The 14,500-nt window shown below is 48.0% G+C and carries 18 protein-coding genes and 1 riboswitch; of the genes, 6 read left to right on the top strand and 12 right to left on the bottom strand.

The window, feature by feature from the left end:
* Positions 1–257: 257 nt before the first annotated feature.
* The 3 genes from HPT30_RS10680 (at position 258) to HPT30_RS10690 (ending at position 1,981) form a co-directional block, all read left to right on the top strand.
* On the top strand, positions 258–467 hold the full coding sequence (locus HPT30_RS10680) for a hypothetical protein (RefSeq protein ID WP_066376429.1): 210 nt from the start codon (positions 258–260) through the stop codon (positions 465–467).
* Between the two features lie 260 nt (positions 468–727).
* Positions 728–1,306 carry a hypothetical protein gene (locus HPT30_RS10685; RefSeq protein ID WP_175371381.1) on the top strand — a complete coding sequence of 193 codons (579 nt, stop codon included), beginning with the start codon at positions 728–730 and terminating at the stop codon, positions 1,304–1,306.
* A 186-nt stretch (positions 1,307–1,492) separates the two neighbouring features.
* A complete protein-coding gene (locus HPT30_RS10690; RefSeq protein WP_175371382.1) occupies positions 1,493–1,981 on the top strand; it encodes a hypothetical protein in 489 nt (162 codons plus the stop codon).
* Positions 1,982–2,046: 65 nt separating this feature from the next.
* Here HPT30_RS10690 and HPT30_RS10695 read toward each other — a convergent pair whose 3' ends face one another.
* Complete coding sequence (locus HPT30_RS10695) at positions 2,047–2,226, bottom strand: hypothetical protein (RefSeq protein ID WP_175371383.1); 180 nt, start codon at positions 2,224–2,226, stop codon at positions 2,047–2,049.
* A gap of 215 nt (positions 2,227–2,441) precedes the next feature.
* Positions 2,442–2,801 (bottom strand): HesB/IscA family protein, encoded by a 360-nt coding sequence (locus tag HPT30_RS10700; protein ID WP_175371384.1) that lies wholly within the window; start codon positions 2,799–2,801, stop codon positions 2,442–2,444.
* Between the two features lie 376 nt (positions 2,802–3,177).
* Here HPT30_RS10700 and mqnE point away from each other — a divergent pair, with 376 nt between their 5' ends.
* Positions 3,178–4,284: an aminofutalosine synthase MqnE gene (gene mqnE / locus HPT30_RS10705; protein ID WP_175371385.1), complete on the top strand. Its 1,107-nt coding sequence runs from the start codon at positions 3,178–3,180 to the stop codon at positions 4,282–4,284.
* 49 nt (positions 4,285–4,333) lie between these two features.
* On the top strand, positions 4,334–5,395 hold the full coding sequence (locus tag HPT30_RS10710) for an NAD(P)/FAD-dependent oxidoreductase (RefSeq protein WP_175371386.1): 1,062 nt from the start codon (positions 4,334–4,336) through the stop codon (positions 5,393–5,395).
* A 12-nt stretch (positions 5,396–5,407) separates the two neighbouring features.
* Here HPT30_RS10710 and HPT30_RS10715 read toward each other — a convergent pair whose 3' ends face one another.
* Positions 5,408–5,662, bottom strand: coding sequence for a YuzB family protein (locus tag HPT30_RS10715; RefSeq protein WP_175371387.1), 255 nt, complete (start codon positions 5,660–5,662; stop codon positions 5,408–5,410).
* Positions 5,663–5,744: 82 nt separating this feature from the next.
* Between HPT30_RS10715 and HPT30_RS10720 the strand changes: the two genes are divergently transcribed.
* Entirely contained in the window at positions 5,745–5,993 is a 249-nt protein-coding gene (locus HPT30_RS10720) for a NifU family protein (RefSeq protein WP_066376413.1), read from the top strand.
* Between the two features lie 133 nt (positions 5,994–6,126).
* Here HPT30_RS10720 and HPT30_RS10725 read toward each other — a convergent pair whose 3' ends face one another.
* From HPT30_RS10725 to HPT30_RS10765, 9 genes are all read right to left on the bottom strand, one after another.
* A complete protein-coding gene (locus tag HPT30_RS10725) occupies positions 6,127–7,002 on the bottom strand; it encodes a MetQ/NlpA family ABC transporter substrate-binding protein (protein WP_175371388.1) in 876 nt (291 codons plus the stop codon).
* A 65-nt stretch (positions 7,003–7,067) separates the two neighbouring features.
* Positions 7,068–7,736 (bottom strand): methionine ABC transporter permease, encoded by a 669-nt coding sequence (locus HPT30_RS10730; RefSeq protein WP_175371389.1) that lies wholly within the window; start codon positions 7,734–7,736, stop codon positions 7,068–7,070.
* A complete protein-coding gene (locus HPT30_RS10735; protein WP_175371390.1) occupies positions 7,736–8,752 on the bottom strand; it encodes a methionine ABC transporter ATP-binding protein in 1,017 nt (338 codons plus the stop codon). Before HPT30_RS10735 ends, HPT30_RS10730 begins: the two co-directional genes overlap by 1 nt.
* Positions 8,753–8,855: 103 nt before the next feature.
* Positions 8,856–8,994: riboswitch (SAM riboswitch) on the bottom strand.
* A 121-nt stretch (positions 8,995–9,115) separates the two neighbouring features.
* Positions 9,116–9,835, bottom strand: coding sequence for a Cthe_2314 family HEPN domain-containing protein (locus HPT30_RS10740; RefSeq protein ID WP_175371391.1), 720 nt, complete (start codon positions 9,833–9,835; stop codon positions 9,116–9,118).
* Positions 9,836–10,011: 176 nt separating this feature from the next.
* Positions 10,012–10,941, bottom strand: coding sequence for a COX15/CtaA family protein (locus HPT30_RS10745; protein ID WP_175371392.1), 930 nt, complete (start codon positions 10,939–10,941; stop codon positions 10,012–10,014).
* 215 nt (positions 10,942–11,156) lie between these two features.
* Positions 11,157–11,501 carry a thioredoxin family protein gene (locus HPT30_RS10750; protein WP_066376398.1) on the bottom strand — a complete coding sequence of 115 codons (345 nt, stop codon included), beginning with the start codon at positions 11,499–11,501 and terminating at the stop codon, positions 11,157–11,159.
* 91 nt (positions 11,502–11,592) lie between these two features.
* Entirely contained in the window at positions 11,593–13,218 is a 1,626-nt protein-coding gene (locus HPT30_RS10755) for a putative polysaccharide biosynthesis protein (protein ID WP_175371393.1), read from the bottom strand.
* A 26-nt stretch (positions 13,219–13,244) separates the two neighbouring features.
* Positions 13,245–13,730, bottom strand: coding sequence for a DUF456 domain-containing protein (locus HPT30_RS10760; RefSeq protein WP_175371394.1), 486 nt, complete (start codon positions 13,728–13,730; stop codon positions 13,245–13,247).
* A gap of 26 nt (positions 13,731–13,756) precedes the next feature.
* Positions 13,757–14,494: a Cof-type HAD-IIB family hydrolase gene (locus tag HPT30_RS10765; protein WP_175371395.1), complete on the bottom strand. Its 738-nt coding sequence runs from the start codon at positions 14,492–14,494 to the stop codon at positions 13,757–13,759.
* Positions 14,495–14,500: the final 6 nt, after the last annotated feature.

Consider the following 14,500-nt stretch of genomic DNA (forward strand, 5'->3'; position numbering starts at 1 on the left):
CTTGGCGCACGCCCAAGATACTGCATCTTTCGGCAAAAGAATATAATCCTTGGCAAAAGCAAGAAAAAACAAGAATGGGCAGTGACAACCGCGGAATTTTGTCGCAGGCTGCCAGGGCGAAATACGACACATTTTGTAAACGTAATCAAATGAGCTGTAGCAAGCAAGAAACCGCTTTTCAAACTTGGGCAAGTATCGTATAGTAAAAAATAATCATGACATTAATTTGAAACATTTTACATGGGAGGCGCTCTGGATTGGCTCAATTTTTCGAGGTATTGTATTGGGTGGCGATGATCGCGATGTCCGTTGTTCTGGCGGGAACGACCCTTCTGGTCTGCGCTATCGGCTTTAAGTTCATCAAGGACCGCCGCAGAGTACTCGGGGCAAGCTGCATTGCCTTCTCTCTGGTTGCCGCAGGAATGATCGTATTCATGGTCAATTACAAATTCATTATCCCGGCGTGAGACGGCAGCAGCTTAAATTCAACATATAATAGAAGAGAAATTTGTCAGTAAGACAAGATTTATAGACAGCATACAAATAAACCTGCGAAACTCAGGACTTTTTCAGTCCCGAAAACCGCAGGTTTTTGTCTTTGTGTATCCGTCTCCATCATACTCATCCCAAGAATAGATTTTAAGCATTGTCAGGTAATTTTCGATTGACACTGCAGGAGAGGACATGCGTATAATTAGATAAAGTACCATAATATGGAGGGTGTTTATTGAAAACAATCAAACCTATCCTTGTGCTAATAGTTATTGTGATACTCCTCACCTCCTGCGTATCGAGGCAAGACAGAAAATTCAATGATTTAGTCACCCAAGCCAAACAGCATCAGGATAACCTGGATTATGAAGCAGCTCTAGAGGTATACAACAAAGCTTTAGAGATCAAGGAAGATGTTGAGGTACGTAGCAGCACTGTCAAATTAAAGACGGAAGTGACTCAAATTCAAGAGGTTAAGGCTATAGTATCCAAAATCAAAGATCAGACTAGCCAATTCAAAGGGGTCTTAACGAATAAGGATGTTACTGATTTGTGTGGAGGACTTCTCGAATCCTTAGCTCGACTGGAAAACTACGACACTTCAGCAGACACTACGGCCTCCGAATACATCAGTAATTTAAAAAAGTCAACTACTTTCCGGTTATTAAAAGTGCAAATCGAAACCGCACAAGTGCTCAGTTCAGGGAAAGGCAGCAAGAAAATCCCTTACGAATCCACCGAGAAAATTCTCAAGACTGCTACCAGTTTGTTCGACGAATTCCCCTTCCCGCCCAGCTTCTCTTCTGTAGGCTAATACCTTTACCTTCATGATCATAAATACCTCCCGAAAATGTATTGGCATCATACACCATTCGGGAGGTAAAAAAACAGCAATTATCCTTTAGGTTGTTAGCAAACCAAGAGATGAATGCTGTGTTTTGTGAATACGAAGATTGGAAGTAGGAAATAAATATTTGGTAAAGAAAGGGTGGGAATATACATGTTAAAAAAAATATTTTTAATAGCCTCTGCAGTGACTATTATTTCAGGAGTGGTATTAATATCGAATTCAAAAGCAGACACCTATCCAGAAATGGAAACCGTAAATAAGACAGTTAAAAATCCTGTTAACACTAATTTTTCAACAAATAACGTAAAATCCGTGAAGTCCGAAGAATCCGAAGAACCAGTAAAAAACGTAGAGTCCGTAGAATCAAAAATCGCAAAAGGGTATTCTACTAAATTCTATACACCTCATGGCATGTTCGTGCGAGCAGATGAACAAAGTATCTTTAAGGAATCGGAGATAGCAAGAACTATAGATGAAATCGGGCCTAATACGAATCAACTAATTTTTGAAGGCGAGTTTTTTTTAAAAGTAGATGAAGCAGAATTTTCTAAAAATTATCCCAATTCGTTGCTCTTAGGTAAAACCTTAAATGATGAAAACCCGACTGATACTGATGTTCCATCAAGTTCATCAAAATAGTAATTTCATTTCATAAAGAAGGAGCCATTGTTTTTTGACAATGGCTCCTTCTTGGCCTTCTTGTTTTACTTAATCGTTGACAGATCCATATCCATTAATAGTGGTGTTAAAGTGCGTTCCCTAAGTCCTTCCGAGCGTTTTGCATTAATAGCAAAGTCCAATCCCTGCTGAAACGTTATCCTCGTGTATTCCTCTTGATCCGGTCTTCTTCCAATTGGCGCTCGCCGTTGTTTTTGGTTCAACATAAAAAACCTCCTGAAAAAGTGTATTTTGCATCATACACATTTCAAGAGGTTCGGAAGCCGCAATTCTCGCAACATCATTTTAGGGTTGTTACCACACAAAATGACGCTTGCGGTGTGCTTATTTTCCTTTACAATTCATAATCCCCGGTCACTAGCTCAACATCTTTCCTAGCGCTTTTGCTCAACGAGCACGTAAAAGCGCGTCACTACACTAATTAGCAAGGCTCCGCATTCGGCTTCCCGGCATCCGTAGCCGTACGGAAGCTGCTGCCACAGCCGCAGGTAGCGGTTGCGTTAGGGTTGTTGATGGTAAAGCCTCCGGTCATGCCGGATTCCTCGAAATCGATCTCCAGACCGTTGAGGTAGCGCAGATCATCCTTCTCAACCACGACCTTGAGGCCCTCCACGTCCATGTATACGTCTTTGTCGGTCTCATTGTCATCGAAGCCCATGGCGTAAGAGAAACCGCTGCAGCCTCCTGCTGCCACACCCAGACGCAGGAACATACCCGGTGTCTCCTGTTCTCCAAGCATTGTCTTCAACTGCTCCGCAGCTGTTTCACTAATATTAATCATAACTGTACCTCCCTAAATCTTAATGTGATGCTCCGGCGAATTCGTCAGAAACATTCCGGTATTAAAGGTCCAGAGGACCAAGAGTTATTTTTCTGAAGTAAGTTAAGTATACTCCACTATCCCCCGGCTCTCAAGTTATAACTGCCATGATCAAGGTTATTGATTACACCTAAGCAGATGTGCTTCAGATGTTGCTCCCCCCAAAAGAGAGGTTTATAATAGGGGAGGCAGCCCGAGCAAAAATTCAAAAAATTGTCACGGGAAGAGCTGGCGCCCTTATCGCTACAGGATAAAGAAATGCCTGGGATTCAGGCAGGTCTTGGTATGATACTGCGATGCATTGTTTTGCTTCGCTAAACTTTCAGGAGGAAATGATATGTCTACTCTTATAACCCCTCATACGGATGCCAGAATGGCAACCATTATTGAGAAAGTCCGTGGCGGAGAACGGTTGAATTTGGAAGATGGCGTTTATTTATATGAAAGCAACGACTTGCTGACCATTGGCCAGCTGGCCAATGAAGTCAATCTTCGCAAGAACGGAAACAAGGTTTATTTTATCGAAAATATGAGTCTGTATTTCACCAATGTCTGCGAATCACGCTGCGCATTCTGCAATTTCCGCAAAGACGACGGAGAAGAAGGCGCATATACCCTTTCGGGTCCGGAAATGGTGCAATATGTCGAACAACACATGAACCCAGGGGTGCGGGAATTCCATATTGTCGGTGGGCATAATGATAAGGTACCCTTTCAATATTATGTCGATTCCTTGCAAGCCCTGCATGACAGATTTCCCGAAGTTACCCTAAAAGCATACACGGCGGCGGAAATCGACTTTTTCACTCGAATCAGCGGACTGAGTATCCGGGAAGTGCTGGAAAAACTGCGTGCAGCCGGACTCAAAACGTTAACTGGTGGCGGCGCAGAAATTCTGTCTGACCAATACCGTAAAAAAATGCGGGTGGATAAAGCTAACGTCGAGGAATATCTGGAGGTTCACCGGACTGCGCACAACCTTGGTATGAAGACCCATACGACCATGCTGTACGGCTCCATCGAGTCTCGTGAGGACCGCATTCGCCACATGCTGCAAATTCGCGAACTGCAGGACGAAACGAACGGCTTTATGGTGTTCATTCCGCTGTCTATGCAGCCTAAGAACAAGAATGCGGGCATTATGCGCCGCAACTCGGCTTATGAGGATCTCAAGACAATTGCTGTCAGCCGATTAATGCTGGACAATTTCGACCATATTAAGGCGTACTTCATTAATATCGGTGCACAATTAACACAGGTGGCACTCAACTTCGGTGCATCCGATGTCCACGGGACGATCCTGAAAGAGCGCATCAGCCATGCCGCAGGTGCACTGACTCCTGAAGGCTTGACCCGCGATGAGCTAATCTGGTTAGTAAAAGGTGCCGGACGAATACCTGTCGAACGCGATACTTTCTATAACGAAATCAAGGTCTACGAATAAGAAAGCCGGACTCTGCCGGCTATGCCTATCTGAAAGGAAGTAAGGTCTCATGCGAACACTGCTTGTTCTAGGAGGCGGCTACGGCGGCCTCGCCCTTATTCAAGAATTGATTGGCAACCATCTTCCCTCTGACGTAGAAATTGTTTTGATTGACCGGATGCCCTATCAGGGCATCAAGACGGAGTACTATGCGCTTGCAGCAGGTACTGTCACCGATTACCATCTGCGCATCCAGTTTCCGGTTCATCCCCGTCTTACCGTTCGGTACGGTGAGATTGCTTCCATTGACCTGGAGGGCCGGGTGGTATCCATGGAGGGCGGCGAGCCGATCTCCTATGATATCCTGGCCATCGCTCTGGGCTGCACGGATAATTACCACAACATCCCTGGAGCAGATCAATATACCTGCAGTATTCAGACGTTCTCGGGTACACGCGAAACTTACCGTCGCCTGAACGATGTCAAGCCTTACGGTAAAGTGAGTATCGTTGGTGGTGGACTCAGCGGCGTTGAACTGGCAGCAGAGCTAAGGGAAAGTCGCCCTGACCTCAACATCTCCATTCTGGACCGGGGAGAACGTGTGCTATCCGCCTTCCCGGCGAAACTCTCGCAATATGTGGAGGAATGGTTCAACGTACATCACGTGGAGACTGTATCCCGTGTCTGCGTATCCCACGTCGAGGATGGAGCTGTCTTCAATGGCGATCAAGCCATTGCCTCGGACGTAACTGTATGGACTGGCGGTATCCAGCCAGTCAAGGTCGTTCAAGACCTGGATGTGGCGAAGGATCGCGGCGGCCGGGTTATTCTCGATGAATACTACCGGGTGCCACAGTATCCGGAAGTGTTCGTGATCGGCGACTGTGCAAGTCTTCCGTTCGCCCCAAGCGCTCAAGCAGCTGGGGGGCAAGGCGAGCAGGTAGGGCAGGTTCTGCAGGCGCTATGGCGGAATGAGACGCCAAAGCTGCATGAGATCCGCCTGAAAGGGACATTAGGTTCCCTCGGCAAGAACGCAGGATTTGGGCTTATGGGCCGGCGCTCCGTCATGGGCAGAGTCCCCCGCCTGCTGAAGAGCGGGGTGCTCTGGATGTCCAAACGTCATTTTGGCTAAGGCTGGGGCCGACTAGTCCAGATCAATATTGAACCATTCTTCCAGTTCTTTGATCTTGGCAGCTATTGCTGCTTCCAGTTCTTCTGCGGTCTCGGCTTCCACAATTTCGCCTTCGACCATGGCGAACGGAGCCAGGTAGCATTGTCCACAGTTGTTTAGACAGCCATATTCAATGACGTCATATTCGGGGTTTTGTTCCAGCTTGATACGCAAACGATCGGTTCCGTGGCCGGCATTGCTGGCACAAAATTCTATTATTGGTCTCATGATGATCTCCCTATTCTGTCCTAACCATTTTATTTTTTAATCTTTTGTACTATAATAACACTAAGAAAGGAGTGATTGAGAAATGAGTGAAACTACACAAAGCACGTCCATGTATGATGAAGTGCTGGAAGTGCTCGATAAGCTCCGTCCGTTCCTGCAACGCGATGGCGGTGACGTGGAACTGATTGATGTCGAAGACGGCATCGTTAAGTTGAAACTGATGGGTGCCTGCGGCAGTTGCCCAAGCTCCACAATTACACTGAAAGCCGGGATTGAGCGTGCCCTCATCGAAGAAGTAGAAGGCATTGAAGAAGTTATTCAAGTATTCTAATCCCGTTCTATAGTTGTCCCGGAAGCCTGATACAGGCATCCGGGCTTCTTTTTTTGGCAGCTAATATGCGCATTATCATACCAAAAACCCCCGCGGCCTTCAAGGCCGCGGGGGTTTGCCGTTAAATATGATCTTAGAATGCTGGAATGATGGAACCTTGGTACTTGTCTTCGATGAACTTCTTAGCTTCAGGAGAAGTCAGAGCCGCAGCCAGCTTCTTGATCGCATCGGAGTCCTTGTTGTCTGCACGGGACACCAGGATGTTAGCGTATGGGGAATCTCCACCTTCGATGAACAGAGCATCTTTGGTTGGTACCAGATTAGCTTCCAGTGCAAAGTTGGTGTTGATCAGCGCAAGATCTACTTCATCCAATTGGCGTGGCAGCATTGCTGCATCCAGCTCAATAATATTCAGGTTCTTCTTGTTCTCAGTGATGTCTGCTTTAGTAGAAGTAATGTTAGTGTCATCCTTCAGCGTGATCAGGCCATTCTTCGCCAAAAGAATCAGCGCACGTCCACCGTTGGTTGGATCGTTCGGAATCGCCACCTTGGCACCGTCTTTCAGTTCGTCGATGGATTTGATCTTCTTGGAGTAAGCTCCAAATGGTTCAACGTGCACAGCAGCTACAGATACAAGATCTGTTCCGTTCTTCTTGTTCTGGTCGTCAAGGTAAGGCTGATGCTGGAAGAAGTTCGCATCCAATTGCTTCTCAGCTAACTGAACGTTTGGTTGTACATAATCCGTGAATTCTTTAATTTCCAGCTTGATGCCTTGAGCTTCAAGCAATGGAGCAATAGCTTTCAAAATTTCAGCGTGCGGCACTGGAGATGCACCTACAACCAATGTAACAGGATCAGCTGCTGGTTCTGTAGTTGCCTCAGCGGAAGCATCCGAAGGAGCATTGGTCGCTGCGGAGTTCGCAGCATTATTGGCAGTGTTGTTGCTGCCGCAAGCAGCCAGCACCAGAATCAGTGTCAGGCTAAAAAAGGTCAGTAGTACTTTTTTCATTTGTAAATCCCCCTTAAAACAGTATGTTTTTTTGTGTAAATAAGGATATCTATAATTAATGGCCCTTATTTCCTTGTAAAATACCTCACTAGCCGATCACCGGCCATTTGCAGCAACTGCACCAGAATAACCATCAGCGCTACAGAGATAATCATGACTTCCTTCTCATACCGATAGTATCCATAACGGATAGCCAAGTCACCCAGACCACCGCCGCCAACCATCCCCGACATTGCCGTGTAGGAGACCAGCGTCACAATCGTAATTGTTACCCCAGCCAACAAACCCGGACGAGCCTCTGGCAGCAGTACACGCGTGACAATCTGTCTGGTAGAAGCTCCCATACCCTGTGCAGCCTCGATCACTCCGCGATCTACCTCACGCAGCGCCGTCTCCACCAGCCGGGCGAAGAACGGTGCAGCCCCAATGACGAGTGCGGGAATCGTGCCCAACACACCAATCGAGGTGCCTACAATCGATTTGCTAATCGGAATCAGCGCTACCATCAGAATGATGAACGGTACGGATCGCAGAATGTTCACAACGAACGATAGAATTGAATAGATTACTCTTAAAAAGGACTGGTTGGATCTGCCCCATAAATATAGCACAATTCCGAGCGGCAAACCAAGAATAATTGTGAATATTCCGGAAATTCCTAGCATTTTCAGAGTAGATACCGCAGCATCCATCATTTCCGACCAGTTAATTTTGCTGAAATCCAAGCTCCCCATTACGCAATCACCTCCACATCAAGGCCTTGAGCGGTCAGCTCTGCGATGGTCTGTGCAATCTTCCCGGCCTCTCCTTCAAACCGAACGATCAGTTGCCCGTAAGGCACATCCTTGATCGTAGAGATGGTGCCCGAAAGAATGGCAAAATCAACGCCTGTCTCTCGCGCAATCTGGGACAAGGCCGACCCGTACGTTTTTTGCCCGAGGAAAGTAATCTTGACTGCTTGGGCTGAGCCATCATGGGAGGCGTCGATAGCAGCCCGCAGCGGTCCATCATGCTGTGCCTCACTGCGAATGAACTCGCGGGTGATCTCATGCTTGGGCTTCAGGAAGACCTCCGTCACTTCTCCCTGCTCGACAATGCCGCCGCCATGGATAACAGCCACCCGGTCACAGATGCTCTGGATTACATGCATTTCGTGCGTAATCAGCACAATGGTCAGGTTGAACCGTTTATTGATATCCAGAAGCAGACGGAGAATCGAGTCTGTTGTCTGCGGATCTAGTGCCGAGGTTGCCTCGTCACAGAGAAGCACGTCCGGGTCGCTGGCTAACGCACGGGCGATACCGACACGCTGTTTTTGACCGCCCGATAATTGAGCCGGGTACTTGTCCCGATGTTCCTCCAGCCCTACCAGAGCCAACAATTCCTTGACCTTATTGTCAATGAACTTCTTCGAAGCGCGTGTCAGCCGCAGCGGAAAAGCGATATTCTCGTAGATGGTCGCGGAGGACAGCAGATTGAAGTGCTGAAAAATCATCCCGATCTTGCGCCGCTTCTCCTGCAGCTGTCCTTCCGGCAATTGAGTCAGTTCCACACCATCTACCCAGACCTCGCCTTCGGTCGGACGCTCCAGCAGATTGATGCAGCGGATTAGCGTGCTTTTTCCTGCTCCAGAGTGGCCGATGACTCCGAAGATTTCCCCTTTCTTGATCGACAGGTTTAGCCCCGAGAGTGCCGTGGCGGTTTTGCTGCCTTTTCCATATACCTTGGTTAGACTCTTTAGCTCTATCAAGCTGCCGTCCTCCTTTAACGATAATATCAGTGAATTGTACAAAAAAAGCCTCCGACGATCGTTTGCAGATCGCAAGAGGCCCTGTGCGCTTATAGACAATGCCGTCTCATCTGCCAACGTCCGCACTCACACGGCATTGTAGGAATTAGCACCATGGCACTTATGTACACGCGGTTCACGCATAAACATAAATCGGTTGCCGGGCTTCATCGGGCCTATCCCTCCGCCACTCTCGATAAGATATGTGATATAGTGTTGTAGTTTGTCATAAAATGTCCGGCCTAAGAAGGCATGATTTAGTATAATTTAGTTCTGCATTCTTTGTCAAAGGAAAATTTTCCGCAGAATTCCATTTTTACATCATCAGGATTTCCCAATATTCTTAGGCCAGTGTTCCGTACTGTATTTATATACAGCCTCTAATGATTTGCAGACCATTTCCAGCCCCTGCTTCAAATCCTCCAGATGACTGTCGAGATCCTCGAGTTGTATTTTGTCGTGAAGACCCTGATGCCGCTGCCACAAATCATCCTGCATTTCAGCGTTCATATAATGGATTTCGGCATTGCGGCGCTTACGCAGGTTCTGCAGTGGCTCCCGGTAAGAGTTCTTAATGTTCTCCAGCTGGTCGGCCAGCACAGTATGCTCCTTGTGGGTATGAAATTCCCGGAGTACCGTGAAATAGGAGAAGTGGGTTTTAACCCTGGATGTATTAAGATCATAAAGACTGTTCAATACCGTGCCAAGCTTGTCCAGCAAGGAGAAGACACGAATAAAGCCGTTTTTATAAAAATACACATATCGCGCATATTCGCCCTGCTCGGCCACCGACATATCATCCATATACCCGGCCTTTACGGATTTTCGATAAAAAGCAGCGGCAAACCAGCTCTGCTCCAGTTCATCCAATGAGACGATCAGGCCGCGGGTCCAGATTTCCAGCTTCCGGAATTCATGATCACGATCCTCATACCTGTTCATTTCCTTGCGCAGCAGTGATGCAAATTCCGCCATATGTTCCATCGCCTCAGCGAGCACACCACTGTTCACCCGGGGCGGTTCTCCCAGCAATATCCGCAGCATATGTTGTCCTCCTTACCTGCTTCGGATGCAGCAAATCCAAATATGAGTGTATTGTCCCACCCTGTAAGCCACTCTATCCATCCTCTTAGCCTCAGAGGACATCTGATCAAGTAATGTCAGCATAACGTTCAAGCCGCAAGGATCTGTAGGGATCTGTAGGGATCTGTAGTGCCGAGTTAACGCCTGTTTCCCTTGCTAAGCTGCCATACCCGTACGCTCATATAACACAGTACACCGAATAGTCCGGCAATTAGCAAAATGTGAGCAAGAGCGGCAAAGATGTAGAGCTTATCATTCCCGAGCGTGTACACGACCGCTGCCCCGCTGAACACCTGCATCAGGCATAGCAGAACCGCTGCAATCCCCAGCATTCTCAGCTCCCTGTGGTCCTTCTGCTTCCAGAAAGCCAAATGTCCCAGCAATGCCGTCAGCATAAACAGCAGCAAAGCCGCTATCCGGTGTGTGAACACTACCCCAACGCCACCCGATAGCTCGGGAATCCACTCCCCATTACAGAGTGGCCAGCCAGAGCAGCCCCCTTGGGAGTCGGTATGACTAACAAATGCTCCTATGTAGACAACGATGTAAGAATAAATTGTCGTGAACCAAGTCAAATTGCGAAAAGAAATACTCACCGGCTTGCCGGGCATAGGAAGAGTGTCGCCTTCTTCATGCCTTCTTTTGGACCCTAACGCCAACATCAAGGAACTGGCAAACGCAATTAATGAAAATCCCATATGTAGTGCCATCACAGCTGCAGACTGGGATCTAAGCACTGCAAGCGCTCCCATTCCACCTTGTACAATTACAAAGAGCAGTGTCATCCAGGCATACACTAACAGATCGCGCCGCTGACGCGCATAATGCCAGAAGGCAAACATGGAGGCAAGCGAGAGCATACCCGCCAGTCCGCTAAATAAGCGGTGGGTATATTCGATCAAGGACCCTACAGTATAGGCAGGAATCAGCTTACCATGACACAATGGCCATTCATTTCCGCACTCCAGACCCGAGCCTGTTTTGGTTACTACCGCCCCGCCTAGCAGAGCCAGGAACATTACCAGACAGGTTATGTAACTAAGCCACTTCAACTGATTTGTCGTCAAATGTGATCACCCGCATTATGAAATAAATAAGTAAATGAATGACTTTTGCTGGAAAAGTATGAAGTAATGCGTTTCCATTATAACCGATAAAATGGTATTTGCGGCATCTGATTCTGCATTTTACAGAAGAAACGTTTCCTTGTTGCTCCAAATCTTAAAAAAAACACCGCTTTGCTCATAGAAGGGGCAAAAGCGGTGTTTCCAATATCCATCCATTACTTGTGAATGCTTTGATAAACCTCAAGGGCTGTATTGAGGAAATTCTCAATTTCCTCACGGGATTTACGCAGCTTGCTCACAAAGCGAACCAACTCGCGTCCATCGGTATAGGCCACAAAACTCGGAATGCCGAGAATGTTCTGCTCTTGGCTTACATCACCAACAGCATCGACATCCACTTCCACGAGCGTCAGGCGGCCGTTATAATTCTGCTCCACCTCAGGCATAAAGGGATCAATGAACTTGCAGTCGACACACCAGTCGGCTTTGAATACGGCTATCGTCAGCCGGGGCGATTGAATCGCTACCTGAAACTCAGCGGGAGAACTAATCTTATCCATCCAGGGGTCATTCCCTTCTAATAAAAAGTATGTTGCCTGTACCTTTTAAGTGAAGCAAAATGCGACACGGAAGTCAAATCAATCATTCGCATTATTCTCTTGCCCGCACACGAGCAGGCTGTAATTTCATCAACGGGTTCAGAAGTTTCTGAAGGGCGCGAGGGTATCCGGAAATTTCCTGTTTGCTGATCACACCTAGCACGATGAGCAGTACAAGATAGATAATTACAACCGCTGCGCCCACCACGAGGCAAGTCAGCAAGAATGCCAGACGAGCAGGCATAACATGCGTCAGCAGAATACCGGCTTCATTCAAGCCATAGCCGATACCCGCAGAGACTAGAACCGCAAATACAAAACCTCCCCAACGCTTGCCCATAATCTCGAAAGGTACGATCTTACGCAGCAGACGCAGGTTCAAGTATGTAATCACGATAAAACAGAGTGCTGTTGCAATAACAATTCCGTAGATCCCCATGAACCGGCTGAGCACCAAGCTGAAGATAAGCTTCGTGGCGATCCCGCCGAGCACGTAGAACATGGAGATTCGGGATTTACCCATCCCCAGCAATATCGAGTTCGAGGTTGTCATCGTTATTTGGAAAATCGTACCGAATGTAAGGAGAGCAATAATTCCAGTTCCTGTAATATTGGTGAACAGAAGCCCATTGATAGAATAGGCGGCAGCAACCAATGACATAACAATCGGTGTTCCTGTTAAAATGGAAATCCGCAGCGCGAGTGTGATCTGCCGCTTCAGGTGAACATCATCCCGCCGCGCATACGCCGCTGAGATCACCGGGATCAGCGATGTACTGAGCGCAATGGCAAGCACGGGTGGGATTCCCGCGATACTCTGCGCTTTTTGCCCCAGAATCCCCAGCATTTGCGTGGCGCTGGCCTCACCAATCTGGCCGCTGAGAAGCGGAACAATCAGGGTCGTATCAATGAAATACACTGCTTGGATCGTCATGGATGATAGCACGATTGGAATGGACAGGCTAAAAATATCCTTATATATCCCAAACATCGGAAGCTTGGCACTAGGCGCTGTATTTAAATTCTCCAGACGATCCTTCTTCCGGGTCTTCATGATGAAATAGAGCATGACCCCAAACGCAGCTATACTTCCCAGCACGCTCCCGAAGGAAGCACCTGCTGCCATGATCGGATTTCCGTAGCCTTGTTTGAGCAAAATATAAGCCAGCAGAATCGCTGTGAAAACTCTGGCAATCTGCTCCACAATCTGTGAAATGCCGCCAGCCATCATATTATTGCGTCCCTGCAGATAACCACGCATCATCGCGATTGCCGGGAACAAGAGGAGTGCAGGCGCAATGGCCTGAATAGCCCTTGTACTCTGTGGAACCTTGGCATGGTTCGCGAACCACGGCGCGGCAAAGTACAGCGCCACGCTCATAATAACCCCCATCACCGCAGCAAAAATAAGCGCCGCCCGATAGACCTGCCGCGCCTCATCCGGTCGGTTCAGTGCGTACCGTTCCGACACCATTTTACTAAGTGTACTTGGGATACCGGCTGTTGCGAGCGTTAGCAGCATTAAATACACATTGTTGGCTTGTACAAATGCGGCATTCCCGATATCGTCAAACAGATGCTCCAGCGGAACCCGCTGAAAAATACCAAGCACGCGCGCCACGAGTGCCGCTGCAGCCAATATTAGCGTGCCTTTGACAAAAGACTCTTTCTTAGACAAACTGCTTCGCCTTCTTCACTGTTAAATTAATGCAGGCCGATCCAGATGAAAAAGAGGATGACCATCGCTAATTGCAGCACAATCTTGACTACCGTACTGCTGAACAAACCTATTAATGCTCCTACACTAACTTTAGTGGCTTTCCCAGCCGAGGAGCCGACGATCAGTTCGCCGATAAACGCTCCCAGAAACGGGCCAATAATCAAACCGAACGCCGGAATGACGAACGGCCCGATTATCAAACCGATGGTGCTGCCGATGACGGAAGCACGCGAGCCGCCGAATTTTTTGACACCCCAAGCTCCGACTACATAATCAGCGATAAAAAGCACCACCACGATCAGTGTCTGGGTAATCCAGAACCAGGCGCCAAAGGACTGGAAGGAAAAGAACCATCCGTATACGAAAAAGGCAAGATAAATCGCAAGTGCACCCGGAAGAATCGGAACTACTGCACCGGCCAGCCCGACAGCAAATAAAGCGATAATCAGAATCCAACCCAGGATTGTCAATTCCTTCTCCTCCAATGTCGTTCACTTTACAATATAAATCGTTGAATGACCTCAGCAATACCATCTTCGTTATTGTTAGCTACAATAGCGTCCGCTTCCTGAAGAACGGTCTCCTGGGCATTGCCCATCGCGACACCAAGACCAGCCTGCTGAATTACTGCAAGATCGTTCAGACTGTCTCCGGCGGCCACGACTTGGGACATATCGATGCCGAGCAGCTGGCAGACTTCCTTAATTCCGGTTGCTTTGTTAATGCCTAGCGGGTTAATCTCCAGGTTATGCGGTGAGGAATTCGTGATTTCCAGCCCGCCCAAGTCTTGCAGCTCCAGCAGCAGCTTGTGCCGGATGTCATCATCCTCAGTGCTGTACCCGAACTTCAACCATTCCCGGCCCTCTGTATTTCCATCCCAGTTCTCCCGGTTGTGTACTTGCTCCAGAGAGTAAGCCCAGAACCAAATCCCATAACGCTCTGCCATGTCATACAACTGACTCACAAGTTTAGGATCCATTAAGGAACGGCGATACAGCTCATGCGGCGCACGCCACACTTCGCTGCCGTTCACCGTTACCATCGGCGTCTCCAGACCAAGCTGCTTGGCATAAGGCCAAGCACCGTTAAAGGAACGACCTGTGGATAGGCAGACATGAACGCCTGCCTCCACCGCTTTTTGAATCCATTCCACTGTCTTTGGGGTAATGATTTGTTCATCATTCAGCAGGGTTCCATCCATATCCAAGGCAAGCAGGCGGTATTTGGCATTCATTGCCAC

Source organism: Paenibacillus agri (assembly GCF_013359945.1).
Taxonomy (GTDB): Bacteria; Bacillota; Bacilli; order Paenibacillales; family Paenibacillaceae; genus Paenibacillus_AQ; species Paenibacillus_AQ agri.

Coding starts and splice junctions, on each gene's coding strand:
- HPT30_RS10725 (WP_175371388.1), bottom strand. CDS start 7,002: ATGAAAAAAGTACTACTGACCTTTTTTAGCCTGACACTGATTCTGGTG.
- HPT30_RS10710 (WP_175371386.1), top strand. CDS start 4,334: ATGCGAACACTGCTTGTTCTAGGAGGCGGCTACGGCGGCCTCGCCCTT.
- HPT30_RS10720 (WP_066376413.1), top strand. CDS start 5,745: ATGAGTGAAACTACACAAAGCACGTCCATGTATGATGAAGTGCTGGAA.
- HPT30_RS10740 (WP_175371391.1), bottom strand. CDS start 9,835: ATGCTGCGGATATTGCTGGGAGAACCGCCCCGGGTGAACAGTGGTGTG.
- HPT30_RS10690 (WP_175371382.1), top strand. CDS start 1,493: ATGTTAAAAAAAATATTTTTAATAGCCTCTGCAGTGACTATTATTTCA.
- HPT30_RS10750 (WP_066376398.1), bottom strand. CDS start 11,501: ATGGATAAGATTAGTTCTCCCGCTGAGTTTCAGGTAGCGATTCAATCG.
- HPT30_RS10730 (WP_175371389.1), bottom strand. CDS start 7,736: ATGGGGAGCTTGGATTTCAGCAAAATTAACTGGTCGGAAATGATGGAT.
- mqnE (WP_175371385.1), top strand. CDS start 3,178: ATGTCTACTCTTATAACCCCTCATACGGATGCCAGAATGGCAACCATT.
- HPT30_RS10765 (WP_175371395.1), bottom strand. CDS start 14,494: ATGAATGCCAAATACCGCCTGCTTGCCTTGGATATGGATGGAACCCTG.
- HPT30_RS10695 (WP_175371383.1), bottom strand. CDS start 2,226: ATGTTGAACCAAAAACAACGGCGAGCGCCAATTGGAAGAAGACCGGAT.
- HPT30_RS10700 (WP_175371384.1), bottom strand. CDS start 2,801: ATGATTAATATTAGTGAAACAGCTGCGGAGCAGTTGAAGACAATGCTT.
- HPT30_RS10715 (WP_175371387.1), bottom strand. CDS start 5,662: ATGAGACCAATAATAGAATTTTGTGCCAGCAATGCCGGCCACGGAACC.